The following is a 16,675-nucleotide window of genomic DNA, read 5'->3' as shown; positions in this document are numbered from 1 at the left end:
TGTCCTGTCGATGCTGATCAGAGGTTGAAGTATTTCATCGCGGTGCCCATGTCCTTGTCGCCGCGGCCCGACAGGTTCACCAGGATGACGGCGTCGGGACCGAGCTCGCGGCCCAGCCGCAGCGCGCCCGCGAGCGCGTGCGAGGACTCGATGGCCGGGATGATGCCCTCGGTGCGGGCGAGCAGGGCGAAGGCCTCCATGGCCTCCTCGTCGGTCACGCCCTCGTAGGTGGCGCGGCCGGTGTCCTTGAGCCACGCGTGCTCGGGGCCGACGCCGGGGTAGTCGAGGCCGGCCGAGATCGAGTGCGACTCGATCGTCTGGCCCTCCTCGTCCTGCAGGACGTAGGTGCGGGCGCCGTGCAGCACGCCGACGCTGCCCTCGGTCAGGGTCAGCGCGTGTTCGCCCGTGTCCAGGCCCCGGCCGCCGGCCTCGTAGCCGTACAGCTTGACGTCCTGGTCCTCCATGAAGGCGTGGAAGACGCCGATGGCGTTCGACCCGCCGCCGACGGCGGCGCAGACGGCGTCGGGCAGGCGGCCGGTCAGCTCGAGGACCTGACGGCGCGCCTCGACCCCGATGATCCGGGCGAAGTCCCGGACGATCTCCGGGAACGGGTGCGGCCCGGCGACCGTGCCGAACAGGTAATGGGTGTGGTCGACGTTGGTGACCCAGTCGCGGAACGCCTCGTTGATGGCGTCCTTGAGGGTCTGGCTGCCGTTGGTCACCGGCACGACCGTCGCGCCGAGGAGCTTCATCCTGGCCACGTTGAGCGCCTGGCGCTCGCAGTCGACGGCGCCCATGTAGATGACGCACTCCAGGCCCATCAGCGCCGCGGCGGTGGCGGTGGCGACGCCGTGCTGCCCCGCCCCGGTCTCCGCGATGACGCGCCGCTTGCCGAGCCGCTTGGTCAGCAGCGCCTGGCCGAGCACGTTGTTGATCTTGTGTGCGCCCGTGTGGGTCAGATCCTCGCGCTTGAGCACGATCCGCGCGCCGCCCGCGTGCTCAGCGAACCGCGGCACCTCGGTCAGCGTGGTCGGACGCCCGGCGTACGTGCGCAGCAGGTGGTCGAACTCGCGGATGAACTCGAGGTCGGTCTTGGCCTTCTCGTACTCCGCGGCGACCTCGTCGAGGGCCGGGATGAGCGCCTCGGGGACATACCTGCCGCCGAACCTGCCGAACTTGCCGTGGACGTCCGGGTCGTCGCCGCGGACCCCGCCACCGGCCAGGTCGGCGGGGGTGATCATGGTCCCTTCCGTCGGGGTCACGCGGCCTCCCTCTGCAGCGCTGTCGTTCACGAGTGCCTCTCGGAGCCGGTGTCCTGCCGCGAGGCCGGGTGGGCGCCGGCGGTCACCAGGTCGTTGACCGCGGCCTTGGGGTCCTTGCCGGTGACCAGGCTCTCGCCCACCAGCACCGCGTCCGCCCCCGCCCGCGCGTACGCGAGCAGGTCGTGCGGGCCGCGCACGCCGGACTCGGCGATCTTGATGACGCCGTCCGGCACCTTGGGCGCGAGCTTGGCGAACACCTCGCGGTCCACCTCGAGCGTCTTGAGGTTGCGGGCGTTGACCCCGATGATCTTCGCGCCGGCGTCGACCGCCCGGACCAGCTCCTCCTCGGTGTGCACCTCGACGAGCGGGGCGAGCCCGATCGACTCGGCCCGCTCGATCAGCGAGACGAGCGCCTGCTGGTCGAGGGCCGCCACGATGAGCAGGGCGAGGTCCGCGCCGTGCGCCCTGGCCTCCCACAGCTGATAGGAGGTGACGATGAAGTCCTTGCGCAGGATGGGGATGTCCACGGCCGCGCGCACGGCGGCGAGGTCGGCGAGGGTGCCGCCGAACCTGCGCCGCTCCGTCAGCACGCTGATGACGTGGGCGCCGCCCTCCTCGTAGTCCGCCGCGAGCGCGGCGGGGTCGGCGATGGCGGCGAGCGCGCCCTTCGAGGGGCTCGACCGCTTCACCTCCGCGATGACCGACACCCGGTCGCCGCCGAGCGCGGCATAGGCGTCACGGGGCTCGGGGGCACGGGCGGCGAGCCGCTTGAGCTCCTCGATCGGCACGTCGCGCTGCCGCTCTTCGAGGTCCTCCCGCACGCCCAGGATGATGTCCTCAAGAACACTCACGCGTCCTCCTCGCTCTCGGCTCGGAGCTCGCGCGATTTGCCTGTCCGCTCGCTCACGCGTAAGGGTCCCTCCGGTCGGCTGCTCTGCGTGTCCTGCCCTGCGATGGTATCGGCCCGTCTCGCGTCGATCCGCCACCGGGTCGATTCAGGGTGCGAGGAAATGCCCGAAAGGCGTGTTCCGTATTACCCAAAAAACGATCACGATGGCGAGAAGTCCCCACAGGTACGCGGGGTGCGCGAGGTTCGTGCGCACAGGCCGTCCCTGCCATGATCGTAATGCCCAGAGGGCCCACCGGTAGAACAGGAACGGGACGGCCGCGACCAGCAGCGGATTGAGGTGCAGGGCGCTCAGCACGTCGGCGTGTCCCAAGGCGTGGACGGCGCGCAGCGAACCGCATCCGGGGCAGTAGAGCCCGGTGAGGAAGAGGAGCGGGCAAGTCGGATAGTGCCCGGGCTCGTTCGGGTCCACGGCGGCGACGTACGCGGCCGCCGCCGACGCGACGGCCGCCACGCCGAGCGGCGCCAGCAGGGACCGCAAGCGGTCCGCCGGGCGCCGCGCCGGGACGGTCGATGTCATGACCCTCAGTATGACGTGGTCGAGGTGCTGAAGCTGAAGACCCCCAGCACGACGACGAAGAGGATGTACAGGACCAGCAGCACGATGCCGGTGATCAGCGACGCCATCCACCACTTCTTGGCCGACTCCGAGGCCGCGACCGCGCCCTGGTAGTCGCCCGCCATCCACTTGGAGTTGACCTGGCTGGCGAAGACGATCGACACGACACCCAGCGGGAGGCAGCACAGGATCGTCGTGACGATGGCCATCACCAGGTGGTTGTTCGGGGGGGCACCGCCGGGCGGCATCGGGGCGCCGTAACCGCCGCCGGGAGGCGGGGGCGGAGGGAAGCCGCCGGGGTTGCCGGGGTCGTAGCTCATTTGTCGCTCCTGCTGTCGGTAGGGAGAGAGTTCGGTATGAGACGGAAGCCGGATCGGCGGCCGCTTCTTCGCGTCCGCCGCGGGGGCTTGATCAGAGCACCGCGATCCGGTCCACAGCGACGTGGCCGGGAATCACACCGATGAACGACGCGAGGGCGCACAGGAGCGGGCCGCCGGTGTCCCGCCCCGGGGAAGGCGGGCACCCGTACGGCTGGTGCTGGTAGCTCATCCGAAGCTCCCGTGAAATCCTTCAGGTCGGCGGGAAGCTTAGCGAGAAGGAAGGGCCGTTCAGGGCAAAACCGAGCTTTGTGGGCAACTTGTGATCAAACAGTTGGGAACGGTCCAACATCGCCCGCGCTGGCGCTGCCGCCCTTGCGGGGGCGTTCACGCGGTGGGGTCGTCGCCCTCGTCGATGGCGTCCCACATCGCCCTGTCGGCGTCCTTCACCCGGGCCGGACCGCCGGTTCCCGCGCGCCCGGCCCCCCGCTCGAACCTGCTCGACATGCCGGGCCAGCGCGCGCTCAGCACCGCCGCCGCGGCGCCCGCGCCGGCCAGGACGATCCCGCCTGCGGCGGCCAGCACCGGCCACACCCAGGCGCGCGACTCCACGGAGATGTGACCGGCGGACGTCACCGCGGTCGTCATGTGCCCGGCGGCCGCCGCGGCGATGGTGCCGCCGCGCGTGCCGTCCCACGCCCCGGCCGCGACCGCCGCGCCGAGGAGGGCCACGACCACGCTCGTCACCCGCCGCGCGACCCCCCGGGCCGCGAGTACGGCCAGCACGGCGGCGAGCGCGGCCAGCGCCGCGGGGGTCAGCCAGGCGACCAGGTCGTTGCCGGTTAGGGTGCCGCCGCCCGCTCCGGCGGGGCTCCCCGCCGTGCCGAGCGTGACCCAGACGCGGCCCGCGGCCAGCAGCGCGAGCCCGCCGCCCACCGCGCAGGCGGTCAGCCAGGCGAGCAGCGAGCGCCGAGCCCTGCGCGTCCGGTCGTGGACGGGCGCCGGAGCGGTCACGGCGCGCCGCTCACATCGAGGACGTCGGCGTCGAAGCAGGTGCGGTCACCGGTGTGGCAGGCCGCCCCCACCTGGTCGACCTTGAGCAGGATCGTGTCGCCGTCGCAGTCGAGCGCCACGTGCCTGACCCACTGCACGTGGCCGGAGGTGTCGCCCTTCACCCAGTACTCCCCCCGGCTGCGGGACCAGTAGGTCGCCCGGCCGGTGGTGAGGGTGCGGTGCAGCGCCTCGTCGTCCATCCAGGCGAGCATGAGCACCTCGCCGGTGTCGTGCTGCTGGACGATCGCGGGCACCAGGCCGTCCGGGGTGCGCTTGAGCCGGTCGGCGATCTTCGGGTCGAGGGCCATGAGGCAATTGTGCCGCAGGTCCCGGCCGCCCCCCTCTCCGCCGCCGCTACCGGGCCGCGCTCTTCTGAACGGCGGGAAAGCGGCAGGCTTCCGGCCTGCTGCCATCAGGTGTCCGGATGACATGCGGTCATTTCTCGGCGCTATATGGCTGGACGGCGTTTCAGCCGTGTTAGGCCGGGAGTCATTCCCGGTGTCAACCATCCCCAGTGGACGCATCCCTCGACGCCACCACCGGGGAGCATCATGGATCCCGCCCTCAGTCGCCGCGCCTTCCTCGTCGCCTCCGGCATGACCGCCTCGGGCGTCGCGCTGGAGATCGCACTCGCCTCCACTCCTGCCGCCTCCTCGGCCGCGACGCCCTCGGCCACCACCCCCCTGACGACGATCCGCGCCGTCGCCAGGCCGCACGGCGCCGGCGGATACCGCAGGCTGTCCGACGGCCCCGGCTGGCGCCGCGTGACACGCACGGAGCTGGCCGAGGCCAGGAAGGGCAGGGCCGACCGCCGTACGGCGCTGGCCTGCTTCGTCCAGTTCACCGACCTGCACATCACCGACGTGCAGAACCCGCAGCGCTACGAGTTCCTGCGCGCGGGAGACATGAGCTCCTGGCGCCCGCAGGAGGCGTTGACCGCCGTCGGCGCCGTCTCGCTGATCGAACAGGTCAACACCCTGCGGTACGGCCCGGCCACCCGGGCGCCGATCGGCTTCGTCATGACCACCGGTGACAACACCGACAACAACTCCCGGATCGAGATGGAGTGGTTCCTCACCGCCATGACCGGCGGCCGATTCACCCCCAACACCGGCGACCCCGGCGCGTACGAGGGCGTGCAGAGCTCCGGCCTGGGCCTCTACTGGCAGCCCGGTTCCCGCGTGCGCGACATCGACAAGCGGGCAGGGTTCCCTCACCTGGACGGCTTCCTGGAGGCGGCCATTCGCGAGGTGAGCAGCCCCGGCCTGGCCGTGCCGTGGTATTCCACCGTCGGCAACCACGACCGGCTCTTCGGCGGCGCCTATTCCGCGGCCGGCGGTTTCTTCGCCGACCTGGCCACCGGCTCGCGCAAGCTGTTCGCCCTGCCCGCCTCCGAGGCCGGCGCGGTCTACCGGGCGCTACGCCGGGGCGACCCCACGGGCGCCCGTTTCCGCGCCGCGTGGAAGCGCTACCGGGGCAAGGCCCGGACGGTCACCGCCGACGAGCGCCGCGCCCCGTTGAGCCCGCACGCCTACATCGCCGCCCACCTCGACCCGGCGTACACCGGCGCGGGACCCGTCGGCCATGGCTACACGCGGGACAACCTCGACAGCGGCCGGCTGGACTACTCCTTCCGGATCGCCGACGGGGTCGTCGGCGTCAGCCTGGACACCACCGACCGCGGCGGCGACTACCGCGGATCGGTCGGCACCCGGCAGCTGGCCTGGCTGGAGCGGACCCTGAAGACCCACGCGGACGACATCGCCCTGATCTTCAGTCATCACCCGAGCTGGTCCATGACCAACCTCGCCCCCGATCCGGCCCGCCCGCACGACAAGCGCCACGGCGGGCAGGAGTTGCTGGCAGTGCTGAGGAAGCACGGCAACGTGGCCGCGTGGATCAACGGCCACTCCCACCTCAACAAGATCGTCCCGCAGGGCGGCTTCTGGGAGATCTCCACCGCCTCCCACGTCGACTACCCGCAGCTGGCGAGAGTCGTCGAGCTGGCCGACAACCGCGACGGGACACTGTCCCTGTTCACCACGCTGGTGGAGTCGGCCGCGCCGCACCGCACCGACTTCGGCGACCTGTCCCAGAGCGGCCTGGCCGCGCTCTACCGGGAGCTCTCGTTCAACTCCCCCGGCACGCGGAGCGGGCTGGCCGGCCTGCCCGGTGACCGCAACACCGAGCTTCTGCTGAGAAGGCGCTGAAGGCGGCCGGCAGCCCGCGTCAGCGTGTGGTGGTGGCGGTCGTCCAGGAGGCGTAGAGGTCGGCGTACACGCCGGGCTGCTCGACCAGGACGGCGTGCGGGCCGCGCTGCACGATCCGGCCGTGCTCGAACACCAGGACCTCGTCGGCCGCCTGGGCGGTGGACAGGCGATGGGCGATCGAGACCGCCGTACGGCCCCGGGTGACGCCGTCGAGAGCGCGGGCGAGCCGCACCTCGGTGGCGGGGTCCACGGCGGAGGTGGCCTCGTCGAGCAGCAGCAGGTCGGGGTCGGCGAGGTAGGCCCGGGCGAGGGCGACGAGCTGCCGCTCCCCGGCCGACAGCGACTCGCCCCGCTGGCCCACGGGGGTGTCCAGGCCGGCGGGCAGGCCGTCGAGCCAGTCCGCCAGGCCGAGCTCGGTCAGCGCCCGGGTGATCTCCTCCCGGGTCGCCGAAGGCCGGCCGAAGCGGATGTTGTCCTCCAGCGTCGAGTCGAACAGGAAGCCGTCCTGCGGAACCATCACGATCCGCTCCCTGAGCGAGGAGAAGCTCAGGGTGCGCAGGTCGACACCGTCCACGAGGATCCGGCCGGAGGTCGGGTCCATGAGCCGGGTGAGCAGCTTGGCGAAGGTCGTCTTGCCCGAGCCGGTCTCCCCCACCACCGCGATCCGCGTGCGCGGCGGGATGTCCACGGACACGTCGTGGAGCACGGGCGGTCCGCCCGGGTAGGCGAAGCCCACGCCGTCGAAGCGGACCGAGATCGGGCCGCGCGGCAGCGTCGCGCCGTTCACCGGGTCGGCCACGTCGGCCGGGGTGTCGAGCACGCCGAGGATGCGCCGCCACCCGGCGATCGCGTTCTGCGCCTCGTTCAGCACCTCGGTCGCGGTCTGCAGCGGGCTGATGAACAGCGTGATCAGGAACAGGAACGCGATGAGCCGCCCCGCCGTGATCGAGTCGGCGACGCCCAGCCAGACCCCGGCCACGACCACCAGCGCCACCGAGATCGAGGCGACCAGCTCGGTGGTCGGGAACGTGAACCCGACGATCTTCTGGGCCCGGGTCTGCGCCGCGCGCATGCCGTCCACCGCCGTGTCGATCCGCTCGGCCGTGCGGTCCTCCGAGCCGTACGCCCGGATCACCGCGCTGCCGACGACCGACTCGCTGACGGCGGCGAGCACGTCGCCGGCGCGCTCGCGCACCCGGGTGTACGCCTTCGCCACCAGGCGCTGGAACCGGGGCAGGGCCAGCATCAGCGGCAGGAAGCAGGCCCACACGAGCAGCGTGAGCTGCCAGGAGTAGACGGCCATGAGCACGGTCGCCACCACCAGCTGGCCGGCCGACACGATGACCATCAGCCCGCCCCACTGCATGAACGTGCTGATCTGGTCCACGTCGCCGGTCACCCGGGAGACCAGGCCGCCGCGCCGCTCGGTGTTCTGCGTCAGCACCGACAGGTCGTGCACGTGACGGAAGCCCTTGCCCCGCAGGGCCGCCAGGCCCGATTCGGTGGAGCGGTAGAGCCGCACGTTCATCAGGTAGCCGCAGAACGCGGTCAACACCACCGCGAGCGCGCACAGCGCGACCGCGTTCCGGATGAACGGCAGGTCGGGCACGCCCGACCCCAGGCCCCGGTCGATGACCTGCTGCACGGCGATCGGCACGACGACCTTACCCAGCGTGGCCAGCACGGCCAGCACGAGCGTCCCGGTGAGCCCGCGGCGGAACTCCGGCGACAGCCGCAGGCCCTGCCTGAGCGTCTCCAGCGCGCCCCGGTCGGCCGACCGGAGGGACGAAGTCTGTCCTGTGGCCGTGACGGTCATGCGATGACCTCCTCATCGGTGTCGTCGCGGATGTCGAGTTCGGCCCGCTCGGCCTCCTCGCGCTCGTAGGCGGTGACGAGGTCGCGGTAGCCCGCGCAGCGCGTCAGCAACTCCTCGTGGGTGCCGTGGTCGGCGACCACGCCCTGCTCCAGGTACACGACCTCGTCGGCCAGCGCGATCGTCGCCATCCGGTAGGCGACCACGATCACGGTGGCCTCGGCCGCGCCGTCGCGCAGGCCGTACAGGATGCGCTTCTCCACCTGTGGATCGACGCTGGAGGTGGCGTCGTCGAGGATGAGCAGCCGGGGCTCGCGCACGATCGCGCGGGCCAGCGCCAGGCGCTGCCGCTGCCCGCCCGACAGCGTCGCGCCGCGCTCGCCGATCCTGGTGTCCAGGCCGGACGGCAGCGCGCTGACGAAGCCGTCGGCCTGCGCGAGCCGCAGCGCGGCCCAGATCCGCTCGTCGGGCACCGCCGCGCCGAGCGCGAGGTTGCCGCGCACGGTGTCGTCGAACAGGAACGTCTGCTGCGGGACGAGCGCCACCGAGTCGCTGACCCCGCCCCTGGCCACCGCGCGCAGGTCGACGCCGTCGACGCGGACGACGCCCTTGTCGGGGTCGATCAGCCGCGCCAGCAGCTGGGTGAGCGTCGACTTGCCCGCTCCGGTCGGTCCGACGACCGCGATCGTGCGGCCCGGCGCGACCGTGAAGGTCACGTCCGTCAGCACCGGGCTCCCCGGCACGTACGCGTAGCCGACGCCCTCGGCCTCCACCCCGGCCGGACCGGAGGCGTCCAGCCGGGCCGTGCCGTACTCCATGGAGCCGGAGGCGTCGAGGACGTCCCTGACCCGCGTCCAGCCGACGACGCTGCGCGGCAGCTCGGCCAGCACCCAGCCGAGCGCCCGGATCGGGAAGGCGAGGAGGGTGAACAGGTAGGCGACCTGGATCAGGTCGCCGGCCGCCACGCCGCCCGACTCCAGCCGCAGCGACCCGACGAGCAGCACGGCCAGCACGCCCAGCGTGGGCAGCGCCTCCAGCATGGGGTCGAACAGCCCGCGGACCCGGCCGACGGCGACGTTGGCGTCCCGCAGCGCGTCGGCCTTCGCCTGGAACCGCGCGGTCTCGGCGTCCTCGCGGCCGAGGGTCTTGACGACGAGCGCGCCGTCGAAGCTCTCGTGCGCGACCTCGCTCACCTCGGCCCGCAGTTGCTGCGCCCGCATCGCGAGCGGCGAGAGCCTGCGCTGGTAGACCAGGTTGAGCACGGCCACGGCCGGGAAGATCAGGAACCCGACGAGGGCGAGCACCGGGTCGACCAGCACGATCGCCGCGGCGGCCGTCACGAGCATCACGACCACGCCCACCGCCATCGGCAGCGGCGCGAGCGGCCCCCAGGCCGCCTCGACGTCGGAGTTGGCGTTGGACAGCAGCTGCCCGGTCGGGTGACGGTGGTGCCAGGCGAGGGGCAGCCGCAGGTACTGCCGGGTGACCGCGCGGCGGGAGTGGGCCTGCATGCGGTACTGGTGGATGCCGGCCATGATGCGCCGGCCCATGATCCCCGCCGCCTTGAGCACCGCCACGCCCACGATCAGCAGGGCCGCGGTGACCAGCGCGCCGCTGCTCGCCGCGCCGTCCCGGAAGGCGGGCAGCACGGCGTTGTCGGTCGCCCAGCCGAGCGCCCAGGACGAGACGACGGTCATCGCGCCGTACAGGGCGCTGGCGAGGACCGCGCCGGTGAAGATCCTCGGCTCGGTTCTGATCGCCACACCGATGACCTTGAGACCCTGGAGCATGACTGAGCTGCGGGGCCGCGCGGGAGACTCCTTCGTCGGCACGCGGTGCGTTCCTTCCGATCGGGGACCAGCCGGGGCCGCTCCCTGCGAGCGCCCCGGAGGGGGACGTTACCCACTCGGGGACGCCGCCGGATCGGTCACCAGACCGACGCCACCCGAGCCCATGGTCCTAGATACTCCCTATCATCCTGATCAAGCCGTTTATTCCTCGGTCGTGCCCGGTCTTCAGATCCGGGTGGCGTGACCGGCGCATAGGCTGATCACGTGACACACGCCCAGACGGAGCGCGCGACGCTCTGCGACCTGCTCGACCGCCTCGGTCCCGGGGCGCCCACGCTGTGCGAGGGATGGACGACCGAGGACCTCGCGGCCCACCTCGTCCTGCGCGAGCGCCGGCTCGACGCCGCGCCCGGCATCGCGCTGCCGCTCCTGGCCGGGCACACCGCCGCCGTGCAGGAGCGCCTCAAGCGGCGCCACCCCTACTCCGAACTGGTCGGGCTCGTCCGGCAGGGGCCGCCGCGCTGGACTCCGTACGGCCTGGTCCCCCGTCTGGACGAGATCGTCAACACCGTCGAGCTGTTCGTCCACCACGAGGACGTGCGCCGGGCGCAGACCGGATGGGAGCCCCGCGTCGTCCCGAGGGACCTGCAGGAGGCCCTCTGGCACCGGCTGCGCGGAACCGCCCGGCTCTTCCTGCGCAAGGCCCCGGTGGGGGTCGTGCTCCGCCGTCCCGACGGGGCGAAGGCGGCCGGGCGCATGGCCGAGCCGGCCGTGGTGGTCACCGGCGAGCCGTCGGAGCTGATGCTGTTCGCCTTCGGCCGGCAGGCGCACGCCCGGGTGACGTACGACGGGGACGACGCGGCCGTCGCCCGGCTGCGGGTGGCCCGATTGGGGCCATGAGAAAGGACTCTCCAGACTTGTCCGGAATCCTCCACGTAAACGTCGCGCAATGGGGCAGCATGGGACCAGCCACGATGAGTGGGAGCGTTTGGGAGCCCCGGATGAACCTCAAGAAGGTCCTGACCTACCTGGCCATCGCGTTCGTGATCTTCTATTTGTTCACGCAGCCCGCGAACGCCGCCGGCGCGGTCAGGAGCCTGTTCGGGGGCATCACCACGGGGGCCGAAAGCCTGTCCGCGTTCTTCACCTCGCTGTTCTCGGGCTGATCGGGCGGTCCGCCACGAGGCCGTCCCCGCCCGTCTCACGATGAGGGCGGAACGGCCTCATGTCCTCGCGGCTAGTTATGATCAAAACTGCCGCCGGGTACAAACGACCGGGATACCGACTGCAGGAGGCCCCCCGATGAAGGCGAAGAAGGTTCTTACGTACGCGGCCATCGCGTTCGTGGTCTTCTACCTCTACAGCCAGCCGCAAGCGGCGGCAGGTGCCGTGCGAGGCGTGTTCGACACGGTCAACACCGGAGCCAGCCGGCTGGCGACCTTCTTCACCTCGGTCCTGAGTTGAGGCGGCGGACCCCCCGCTCCCGCTCTCCGTCCCGGCGGCCCCGCCAATAACCACTTCGACTGACCCGAGCCGCGAGGCTCTCCGCGCACACAAGGGCCGGCAGGGCATCCGCCTTGCTCCGCCGGCCTCTCCTTCCGCGACCCTCCGATCCTTCCGCGACCCTCCGCGCGACCTACCCGGCCCGCCGGTGCTCGGTGAGCTCGTACTCGACGAACGCCCCGATCATCGCCCGCCAGACGGCCTCGGCGACCTCCGGGGACAGCCCCTCGCGCTCCGCCCTCTCCCGCGCCGCCGTCACGACGCGCTCCACCCGGTCGGGAGCCCGTACGGCCTGCTCGTCTGTCTTGAACGCCGCCGCCGCGCGGACGAGTCGCTGCCGTTCGGCCAGCAGCGTCGTCAGACGGGCGTCGATCTCGTCGATCCGGTGGCGGACCTCGTCGAGCGAGGTGGGGTCGGACATGCGTTCCCTCCGATGGTCAGCGATGATCACCGAATCACTGGATGATCACTGGCAACCTTAGGGCACGTCAGCCGGGCATGACCGATAAAAGGCCACACAATCACACATGCCGGTTTTCGCCCGTTATCGCCCTATTTGGGGCGATTGGTATGGACGCTTCCTCCACGATCGGCTGACCATGATAAGGCGGGGCTCCGGAGCGCCGCAGGATCCCTCTACGGACAGGAGACAGCCATGCGTGCCAAGCGTTTCCCGAGCCTGCTGGGCCTGGCGTTCCTCGCGGCCGTCGGTCTCGCGGCGGCCCAGCCGGCCCACGAGGCGTCCGCCGCCACGACCTGCTGGGGCGACGGCGGGTGCGGCTTCGGTGGCTCCCACCAGAGCCAGTGGCAGTACCAGTCGATGGCGTCCTCCTCGCTCGGCACCGGCCCGGACGCCTACCCCACGGCGATCGTCGACATCGACTGAGGAGCGGCGACCGGGGGCCGGGATCCGGCCCCCGGCGGCGCTCAGCGGACCGGGTGACCGGCCGCGCGCAGCGTGTCCTTGACCTCGTGGATCTTCAGCTGGCCGAAGTGGAAGACCGAGGCGGCCAGCACGGCGTCCGCTCCGGCGTCCACCGCGGGCGGGAAGTCCTCCAGCCGCCCGGCGCCGCCGGAGGCGATCAGCGGGACGCTCACCGCCGCTCGTACGGCCCGCAGCATCTCCAGGTCGAATCCCGACTTGGTGCCGTCGCCGTCCATCGAGTTGAGCAGGATCTCGCCGACGCCGAGCTCCTCCCCGCGCCTGGCCCACTCCACCGCGTCGATGCCGGTCCTCCGGCGTCCGCCGTGGGTGGTCACCTCGAAACCGGAGGGCGTGGGCGGCCCGTCGACAACCCGGCGCGCGTCCACCGACAGCACGATGCACTGCGACCCGAACCTGCGGGAGGCCTCGGTCAGCAGTTCCGGCCTGGCGATGGCGGCGGTGTTGACGCCCACCTTGTCGGCGCCCGCGCGCAGCAGCCGGTCCACGTCGTCGACCGAACGCACTCCCCCGCCGACGGTCAGCGGGATGAACACCTGCTCGGCCGTACGGCGTACCACGTCGAGCATGGTCTCCCGCTCGCCCGAGGACGCGGTGATGTCGAGGAAGGTCAGCTCGTCGGCCCCCTCGGCGTCGTAGCGCGCGGCCAGCTCGACGGGGTCGCCGGCGTCCCTGAGGTTCTCGAAGTTGACCCCCTTGACGACCCGGCCCGCGTCCACGTCCAGGCAGGGGATCACCCGCACCGCCACCGTCATCGCTCAGCCCCCGTCGTTGCCACGTTCCACCGCCCGGTACGCCTCTACCTCGACCTCGACCAGCATGCGCTCGTCGACCAGCCCGGCGACCTGCACGCTCGTGCAGACGGGCCGTACGTCGCCGAAGATCTCACCGTGGGCCTTGCCGACGGCGTCGAAGTCGCCGGCGTTCACCACGTACAGGCGGGTGCGCACCACGTCGGCCCGGGTGGTGCCGGCCTTCTCGACGGCGTCCAGCGCGATGGAGAAGGCGGTGAGCGTCTGCTGGTAGGCGTCGCCCACGTGCTGGACCTCGCCGCCCACGGTGGCGGTGCAGCCGGACACGAGCACGTGCGGCCCGGCCACGACCGCGCGGGCGTAGCCGTAACGGTCCTCCCAGGGGCCGCCGGAGGAGATCCGCCCTTCGGGCATCTGCTCACTCATGCGTTCTTCACCGCCGCGAGCGCCTCCTCCAGCGTGAACGCCTGGGCGTACAGCGCCTTGCCCACGATGGCGCCCTCGACGCCGTCCGGCACGAGCGTCGCGATCGCCCGCAGATCGTCGAGCGAGGACACCCCGCCGCTGGCGATGACCGGGCGGTCGGTACGCGCGCACACCTGGCGCAGCAGGTCGAGGTTGGGGCCGCGCAGCGTGCCGTCCTTGGTGACGTCGGTGACGACGTAGCGGGGGCAGCCCTCGGACTCCAGCCGGTCGAGCACCTCCCACAGGTCGCCGCCCTCCTGCGTCCAGCCGCGGGCGGCCAGCGTGGTGCCGCGCACGTCCAGCCCCACGGCGATGCGGTCGCCGTACTCGGCGAGCGCCTTGGCGCACCACTCGGGGTTCTCCAGCGCGGCGGTGCCGATGTTCACGCGGCGGCAGCCGGTGCTCAGCGCGGCCTCGAGCGAGGCGTCGTCGCGGATCCCGCCGGACAGCTCCACGTGCACGTCGAGCGCGCCGACGACGGAGGCGAGCAGCTCGCGGTTGCTCCCCCGGCCGAACGCCGCGTCGAGGTCGACCAGATGGATCCACTCCGCGCCGGCCTTCTGCCAGGCGAGGGCGGCGGCGAGCGGATCCCCGTACGAGGTCTCCGTCCCCGCCTCGCCCTGCACGAGGCGGACGGCTTGGCCGTCGGCGACGTCGACGGCGGGGAGCAATACGAGCGACATTGGGTCATGACCTCCGGTCGAAAACGATGGTGACGAGCACCGGGAGCAGCAGGATCGAGCCGAGGAACACGCCCAGCCGGGCCGTCCACGAGTCGAGCAGGATCCAGGCGAGCACCTGGACGAGGAACCACAGCACGGCGACGACGCCGTTCTCCGTGCGGCGGCGGCGGGCGAGGTAGCCCCGCTGCCGGGCCACCCGCACCGGTCGCCGGGGCAGCACCGCGGCCACGGCTCCGGCGACGGGTCCGACGAGCCGGTCGCGCACCTCGCGGCGCCTGGCGGCCTTCGCCTCGCGAGCGGCGCGGGCCGCCGCGAGGCGTTCGCGCTCGGCTTCGCGCTCCGCCCTCCGGCGGGCCCGTTCCTTGCTCATCGGGCCTCCCGCTCAGGTCCGGTCACGGCCTGGCCGGCCGTACGCGCCGCAGCCCCGCCGTTCCCCAGTGTCGCACCGCTGCCTCGAGATTTCGCGTGCCGGACACGCTCACAACGTGCTCAGCCAGTTGTCGAGCAGCACGGCCCCCGCGTCCCCGGACTTCTCCGGGTGGAACTGGGTGGCCATGAGGGCGCCGTTCTCGGCGGCGGCCACGAACGGCACGCCGTGCTCGGCCCAGGTGACCAGCGGCTCGTGGAAGCCGTCGCCGGCCTTGAGCACCCAGTCGCGCACACCGTAGGAGTGCACGAAGTAGAAGCGCGCGTCCTCGTCCAGACCGCGGAACAGCACGCTGCCCTCGGGCACGGTGACGGTGTTCCACCCCATGTGGGGCAGCACGGGCGCGTCGAGCCGCTCGACCGTGCCCGGCCACTCGCCGCAGCCCTCCGTGTGGACGCCGTGCTCGACGCCCTTCTCGAACAGGATCTGCATGCCGACGCAGATGCCGAGCACCGGGCGCCCGCCGGCCAGGCGGCGGCCGACGATCTGGTCGCCGCGCACGGCCTTCAGGCCCTCCATGCACGCCGCGAACGCCCCGACGCCGGGGACGACGAGCCCGTCCGCGTCGAGGGCCGCGTCGAAGTCGGCGGTGACGGTGACGTCCGCCCCCACCCGGGCCAGCGCCCGCTCGGCCGAGCGGAGGTTGCCCGAGCCGTAGTCGAGCACGACCACCCGCTTGTTCACTGCCACCACATCACCCCCGCGGTGATCGCCAGGGCCGCGCCGACGCCGGCGAGCGCCGCCAGCAGCTTGAGGCCCTGTCGTATGCCCGAGATGACCCCGCCGATCAGGAAGAGGCCGATGAAGATCATGCCTCCGGACGCGAAGGTCATCAGAGAACGCCCTTGGTGCTGGGCACCCCGCTCGCCCGCGGGTCCCGCTCCGACGCCTCCCGCAGCGCCCGCGCGAGCGCCTTGAACTGCGCCTCCACGATGTGGTGCGCGTTGCGCCCGTACGGCACGTGCACGTGGAGGCAGACCGCCGCCTGCGCGACGAACGACTCCAGGATGTGCCGGGTCATGGTGGTGTCGTAGTCGGGCCCGATCATCGGGGCCATGCCCTCGGGCTCGGTGTGGACGAGGTAGGGCCGGCCGGACAGGTCGACCGTGACCTGCGCCAGCGACTCGTCCAGCGGGCAGGAGGCGTTGCCGAACCGCCGGATGCCCGACTTGTCGCCCAGGGCCTCGCGGAACGCCGCGCCGAGCGCGAGCGAGGTGTCCTCGATGGTGTGGTGGGCGTCGATGTGCAGGTCGCCCTCGGTCTTCACGGTCAGGTCGAACAGGCCGTGCTTGCCGAGCTGGGCGAGCATGTGGTCGTAGAAGCCGACGCCGGTCGACACGTCGACGATCCCGGTGCCGTCGAGGCCCACCTCGACCAGCACCGACGTCTCCTTCGTCGTGCGCTCGACGCGGCCGCGGCGCTCGTTGAGCTCGGTCATGCGAGGACCCCTTCCAGCGCGGCGCGGAACGCCGCCATCTCTTCCGGCGTGCCGATCGACACGCGCAGCCAGCCCGCGGGGCCGGTCTCCCGGATCAGCACCCCGCGATCGAGCAGTCCCTCCCACACGGACCGCCGATCCGCAAACGTACCGAACAGCACGAAGTTGGCGTCGGAGTCGGCGACCGTGAGGCCGCGCTCCCGCAGCCAGTCCACGGTGGCGTCCCGCTCGGCGCGCAGCGCGTCCACCGTGCCGAGCAGCTCCTCGCGGTGCGCCAGCGCCACCCGCGCCGCCGCCTGGGTCAGCGTGGACAGGTGGTAGGGCAGGCGGACCAGCAGCAGGGCGTCGACCACCGCCGGGTCGGCGGCGAGATAGCCGAGCCGGGTGCCGGCCATCGCGAACGCCTTGGACATGGTCCGCGTGACGATCAGCCGGGGGTTGCCCGGCAGCAGGGTCAGCGCCGACGGCGTGCCGGTGCGGGCGAACTCGGCGTACGCCTCGTCGACCACGACCATGCCGGGCGCCGCGGCGAGGATCCGCTCGATCACCTCAA

Annotated in this window: 23 protein-coding genes; 5 read left to right on the top strand and 18 right to left on the bottom strand. The window is 72.1% G+C overall.

Annotation, left to right across the window (positions count from 1 at the left end; genetic code table 11):
* Positions 1 to 17: 17 nt before the first annotated feature.
* The 7 genes from trpB to hisI form a co-directional block, all read right to left on the bottom strand.
* On the bottom strand, positions 18 to 1,241 hold the full coding sequence (gene trpB / locus AB0J39_RS13135) for a tryptophan synthase subunit beta (RefSeq protein ID WP_363463934.1): 1,224 nt from the start codon (positions 1,239 to 1,241) through the stop codon (positions 18 to 20).
* Positions 1,242 to 1,288: 47 nt separating this feature from the next.
* Positions 1,289 to 2,113, bottom strand: a complete 825-nt coding sequence (trpC, locus tag AB0J39_RS13130) for an indole-3-glycerol phosphate synthase TrpC (RefSeq protein ID WP_363463883.1) — start codon at positions 2,111 to 2,113, stop codon at positions 1,289 to 1,291.
* Between the two features lie 144 nt (positions 2,114 to 2,257).
* The gene (locus AB0J39_RS13125; RefSeq protein ID WP_363463882.1) at positions 2,258 to 2,689 is read right to left on the bottom strand and encodes a DUF2752 domain-containing protein; all 432 of its coding nucleotides are present in this window, start codon (positions 2,687 to 2,689) and stop codon (positions 2,258 to 2,260) included.
* A 5-nt stretch (positions 2,690 to 2,694) separates the two neighbouring features.
* A complete protein-coding gene (locus AB0J39_RS13120) occupies positions 2,695 to 3,048 on the bottom strand; it encodes a CD225/dispanin family protein (RefSeq protein WP_363463880.1) in 354 nt (117 codons plus the stop codon).
* A gap of 91 nt (positions 3,049 to 3,139) precedes the next feature.
* Positions 3,140 to 3,277 carry a hypothetical protein gene (locus AB0J39_RS13115; RefSeq protein WP_363463878.1) on the bottom strand — a complete coding sequence of 46 codons (138 nt, stop codon included), beginning with the start codon at positions 3,275 to 3,277 and terminating at the stop codon, positions 3,140 to 3,142.
* A 155-nt stretch (positions 3,278 to 3,432) separates the two neighbouring features.
* On the bottom strand, positions 3,433 to 4,059 hold the full coding sequence (locus AB0J39_RS13110) for a Trp biosynthesis-associated membrane protein (protein ID WP_363463877.1): 627 nt from the start codon (positions 4,057 to 4,059) through the stop codon (positions 3,433 to 3,435).
* Positions 4,056 to 4,406 carry a phosphoribosyl-AMP cyclohydrolase gene (gene hisI, locus AB0J39_RS13105; RefSeq protein WP_346227706.1) on the bottom strand — a complete coding sequence of 117 codons (351 nt, stop codon included), beginning with the start codon at positions 4,404 to 4,406 and terminating at the stop codon, positions 4,056 to 4,058. Before hisI ends, AB0J39_RS13110 begins: the two co-directional genes overlap by 4 nt.
* Positions 4,407 to 4,649: 243 nt before the next feature.
* Here hisI and AB0J39_RS13100 point away from each other — a divergent pair, with 243 nt between their 5' ends.
* Entirely contained in the window at positions 4,650 to 6,308 is a 1,659-nt protein-coding gene (locus AB0J39_RS13100) for a TIGR03767 family metallophosphoesterase (RefSeq protein ID WP_363463874.1), read from the top strand.
* A gap of 19 nt (positions 6,309 to 6,327) precedes the next feature.
* Here AB0J39_RS13100 and AB0J39_RS13095 read toward each other — a convergent pair whose 3' ends face one another.
* The gene (locus tag AB0J39_RS13095; protein ID WP_363463873.1) at positions 6,328 to 8,124 is read right to left on the bottom strand and encodes an ABC transporter ATP-binding protein; all 1,797 of its coding nucleotides are present in this window, start codon (positions 8,122 to 8,124) and stop codon (positions 6,328 to 6,330) included.
* Entirely contained in the window at positions 8,121 to 9,911 is a 1,791-nt protein-coding gene (locus AB0J39_RS13090) for an ABC transporter ATP-binding protein (protein WP_363463932.1), read from the bottom strand. The genes AB0J39_RS13095 and AB0J39_RS13090 overlap by 4 nt, the downstream gene beginning before the upstream one ends.
* A 264-nt stretch (positions 9,912 to 10,175) precedes the next feature.
* Here AB0J39_RS13090 and AB0J39_RS13085 point away from each other — a divergent pair, with 264 nt between their 5' ends.
* The 3 genes from AB0J39_RS13085 to AB0J39_RS13075 all read left to right on the top strand — a co-directional run bounded on the left by AB0J39_RS13085 (position 10,176) and on the right by AB0J39_RS13075 (position 11,375).
* The gene (locus AB0J39_RS13085; RefSeq protein WP_363463871.1) at positions 10,176 to 10,811 is read left to right on the top strand and encodes a TIGR03085 family metal-binding protein; all 636 of its coding nucleotides are present in this window, start codon (positions 10,176 to 10,178) and stop codon (positions 10,809 to 10,811) included.
* 101 nt (positions 10,812 to 10,912) lie between these two features.
* Positions 10,913 to 11,077 (top strand): hypothetical protein, encoded by a 165-nt coding sequence (locus tag AB0J39_RS13080; RefSeq protein ID WP_363463870.1) that lies wholly within the window; start codon positions 10,913 to 10,915, stop codon positions 11,075 to 11,077.
* A gap of 136 nt (positions 11,078 to 11,213) precedes the next feature.
* Positions 11,214 to 11,375 carry a hypothetical protein gene (locus AB0J39_RS13075; protein ID WP_167530286.1) on the top strand — a complete coding sequence of 54 codons (162 nt, stop codon included), beginning with the start codon at positions 11,214 to 11,216 and terminating at the stop codon, positions 11,373 to 11,375.
* A 172-nt stretch (positions 11,376 to 11,547) separates the two neighbouring features.
* Here AB0J39_RS13075 and AB0J39_RS13070 read toward each other — a convergent pair whose 3' ends face one another.
* Positions 11,548 to 11,835, bottom strand: coding sequence for a chorismate mutase (locus AB0J39_RS13070; protein ID WP_363463868.1), 288 nt, complete (start codon positions 11,833 to 11,835; stop codon positions 11,548 to 11,550).
* 234 nt (positions 11,836 to 12,069) lie between these two features.
* Here AB0J39_RS13070 and AB0J39_RS13065 point away from each other — a divergent pair, with 234 nt between their 5' ends.
* On the top strand, positions 12,070 to 12,300 hold the full coding sequence (locus tag AB0J39_RS13065; RefSeq protein ID WP_363463866.1) for a hypothetical protein: 231 nt from the start codon (positions 12,070 to 12,072) through the stop codon (positions 12,298 to 12,300).
* Positions 12,301 to 12,341: 41 nt separating this feature from the next.
* Here AB0J39_RS13065 and hisF read toward each other — a convergent pair whose 3' ends face one another.
* The 8 genes from hisF to AB0J39_RS13025 form a co-directional block, all read right to left on the bottom strand.
* Positions 12,342 to 13,112, bottom strand: coding sequence for an imidazole glycerol phosphate synthase subunit HisF (gene hisF / locus AB0J39_RS13060; protein ID WP_363463865.1), 771 nt, complete (start codon positions 13,110 to 13,112; stop codon positions 12,342 to 12,344).
* 3 nt (positions 13,113 to 13,115) lie between these two features.
* Positions 13,116 to 13,535 (bottom strand): RidA family protein, encoded by a 420-nt coding sequence (locus AB0J39_RS13055; RefSeq protein ID WP_363463863.1) that lies wholly within the window; start codon positions 13,533 to 13,535, stop codon positions 13,116 to 13,118.
* Positions 13,532 to 14,257, bottom strand: a complete 726-nt coding sequence (gene priA, locus AB0J39_RS13050) for a bifunctional 1-(5-phosphoribosyl)-5-((5-phosphoribosylamino)methylideneamino)imidazole-4-carboxamide isomerase/phosphoribosylanthranilate isomerase PriA (protein WP_363463862.1) — start codon at positions 14,255 to 14,257, stop codon at positions 13,532 to 13,534. The genes AB0J39_RS13055 and priA overlap by 4 nt, the downstream gene beginning before the upstream one ends.
* A 4-nt stretch (positions 14,258 to 14,261) precedes the next feature.
* Positions 14,262 to 14,627, bottom strand: coding sequence for a hypothetical protein (locus AB0J39_RS13045; RefSeq protein WP_346227696.1), 366 nt, complete (start codon positions 14,625 to 14,627; stop codon positions 14,262 to 14,264).
* Positions 14,628 to 14,735: 108 nt separating this feature from the next.
* Positions 14,736 to 15,368, bottom strand: coding sequence for an imidazole glycerol phosphate synthase subunit HisH (gene hisH, locus AB0J39_RS13040; protein WP_363463930.1), 633 nt, complete (start codon positions 15,366 to 15,368; stop codon positions 14,736 to 14,738).
* Positions 15,365 to 15,517, bottom strand: coding sequence for a hypothetical protein (locus tag AB0J39_RS13035; RefSeq protein ID WP_346227694.1), 153 nt, complete (start codon positions 15,515 to 15,517; stop codon positions 15,365 to 15,367). Before AB0J39_RS13035 ends, hisH begins: the two co-directional genes overlap by 4 nt.
* Entirely contained in the window at positions 15,517 to 16,122 is a 606-nt protein-coding gene (gene hisB / locus AB0J39_RS13030; protein WP_363463861.1) for an imidazoleglycerol-phosphate dehydratase HisB, read from the bottom strand. The genes AB0J39_RS13035 and hisB overlap by 1 nt, the downstream gene beginning before the upstream one ends.
* Positions 16,119 to 16,675: aminotransferase class I/II-fold pyridoxal phosphate-dependent enzyme (locus AB0J39_RS13025; protein WP_363463860.1), on the bottom strand; the 557-nt coding region annotated here is incomplete at its 5' end. The genes AB0J39_RS13025 and hisB, both read right to left, overlap by 4 nt.

The sequence above is a fragment of the Microbispora sp. NPDC049633 genome (assembly GCF_040675265.1).
Taxonomy (GTDB): Bacteria; Actinomycetota; Actinomycetes; order Streptosporangiales; family Streptosporangiaceae; genus Microbispora; species Microbispora maris.
This window is presented reverse-complemented; position numbering and strand designations above follow the sequence as displayed.

Excerpts from the sequence above, each read along its gene's own strand:
- AB0J39_RS13090 (WP_363463932.1), bottom strand. The coding sequence starts at position 9,911 with ATGCTCCAGGGTCTCAAGGTCATCGGTGTGGCGATCAGAACCGAGCCG.
- AB0J39_RS13100 (WP_363463874.1), top strand. The coding sequence starts at position 4,650 with ATGGATCCCGCCCTCAGTCGCCGCGCCTTCCTCGTCGCCTCCGGCATG.
- AB0J39_RS13115 (WP_363463878.1), bottom strand. The coding sequence starts at position 3,277 with ATGAGCTACCAGCACCAGCCGTACGGGTGCCCGCCTTCCCCGGGGCGG.
- hisB (WP_363463861.1), bottom strand. The coding sequence starts at position 16,122 with ATGACCGAGCTCAACGAGCGCCGCGGCCGCGTCGAGCGCACGACGAAG.
- AB0J39_RS13080 (WP_363463870.1), top strand. The coding sequence starts at position 10,913 with ATGAACCTCAAGAAGGTCCTGACCTACCTGGCCATCGCGTTCGTGATC.
- hisF (WP_363463865.1), bottom strand. The coding sequence starts at position 13,112 with ATGACGGTGGCGGTGCGGGTGATCCCCTGCCTGGACGTGGACGCGGGC.
- AB0J39_RS13120 (WP_363463880.1), bottom strand. The coding sequence starts at position 3,048 with ATGAGCTACGACCCCGGCAACCCCGGCGGCTTCCCTCCGCCCCCGCCT.
- AB0J39_RS13075 (WP_167530286.1), top strand. The coding sequence starts at position 11,214 with ATGAAGGCGAAGAAGGTTCTTACGTACGCGGCCATCGCGTTCGTGGTC.
- hisI (WP_346227706.1), bottom strand. The coding sequence starts at position 4,406 with ATGGCCCTCGACCCGAAGATCGCCGACCGGCTCAAGCGCACCCCGGAC.
- AB0J39_RS13035 (WP_346227694.1), bottom strand. The coding sequence starts at position 15,517 with ATGACCTTCGCGTCCGGAGGCATGATCTTCATCGGCCTCTTCCTGATC.
- AB0J39_RS13095 (WP_363463873.1), bottom strand. The coding sequence starts at position 8,124 with ATGACCGTCACGGCCACAGGACAGACTTCGTCCCTCCGGTCGGCCGAC.
- AB0J39_RS13055 (WP_363463863.1), bottom strand. The coding sequence starts at position 13,535 with ATGAGTGAGCAGATGCCCGAAGGGCGGATCTCCTCCGGCGGCCCCTGG.
- AB0J39_RS13125 (WP_363463882.1), bottom strand. The coding sequence starts at position 2,689 with ATGACATCGACCGTCCCGGCGCGGCGCCCGGCGGACCGCTTGCGGTCC.
- AB0J39_RS13045 (WP_346227696.1), bottom strand. The coding sequence starts at position 14,627 with ATGAGCAAGGAACGGGCCCGCCGGAGGGCGGAGCGCGAAGCCGAGCGC.
- AB0J39_RS13065 (WP_363463866.1), top strand. The coding sequence starts at position 12,070 with ATGCGTGCCAAGCGTTTCCCGAGCCTGCTGGGCCTGGCGTTCCTCGCG.
- priA (WP_363463862.1), bottom strand. The coding sequence starts at position 14,257 with ATGTCGCTCGTATTGCTCCCCGCCGTCGACGTCGCCGACGGCCAAGCC.
- trpB (WP_363463934.1), bottom strand. The coding sequence starts at position 1,241 with ATGATCACCCCCGCCGACCTGGCCGGTGGCGGGGTCCGCGGCGACGAC.
- AB0J39_RS13070 (WP_363463868.1), bottom strand. The coding sequence starts at position 11,835 with ATGTCCGACCCCACCTCGCTCGACGAGGTCCGCCACCGGATCGACGAG.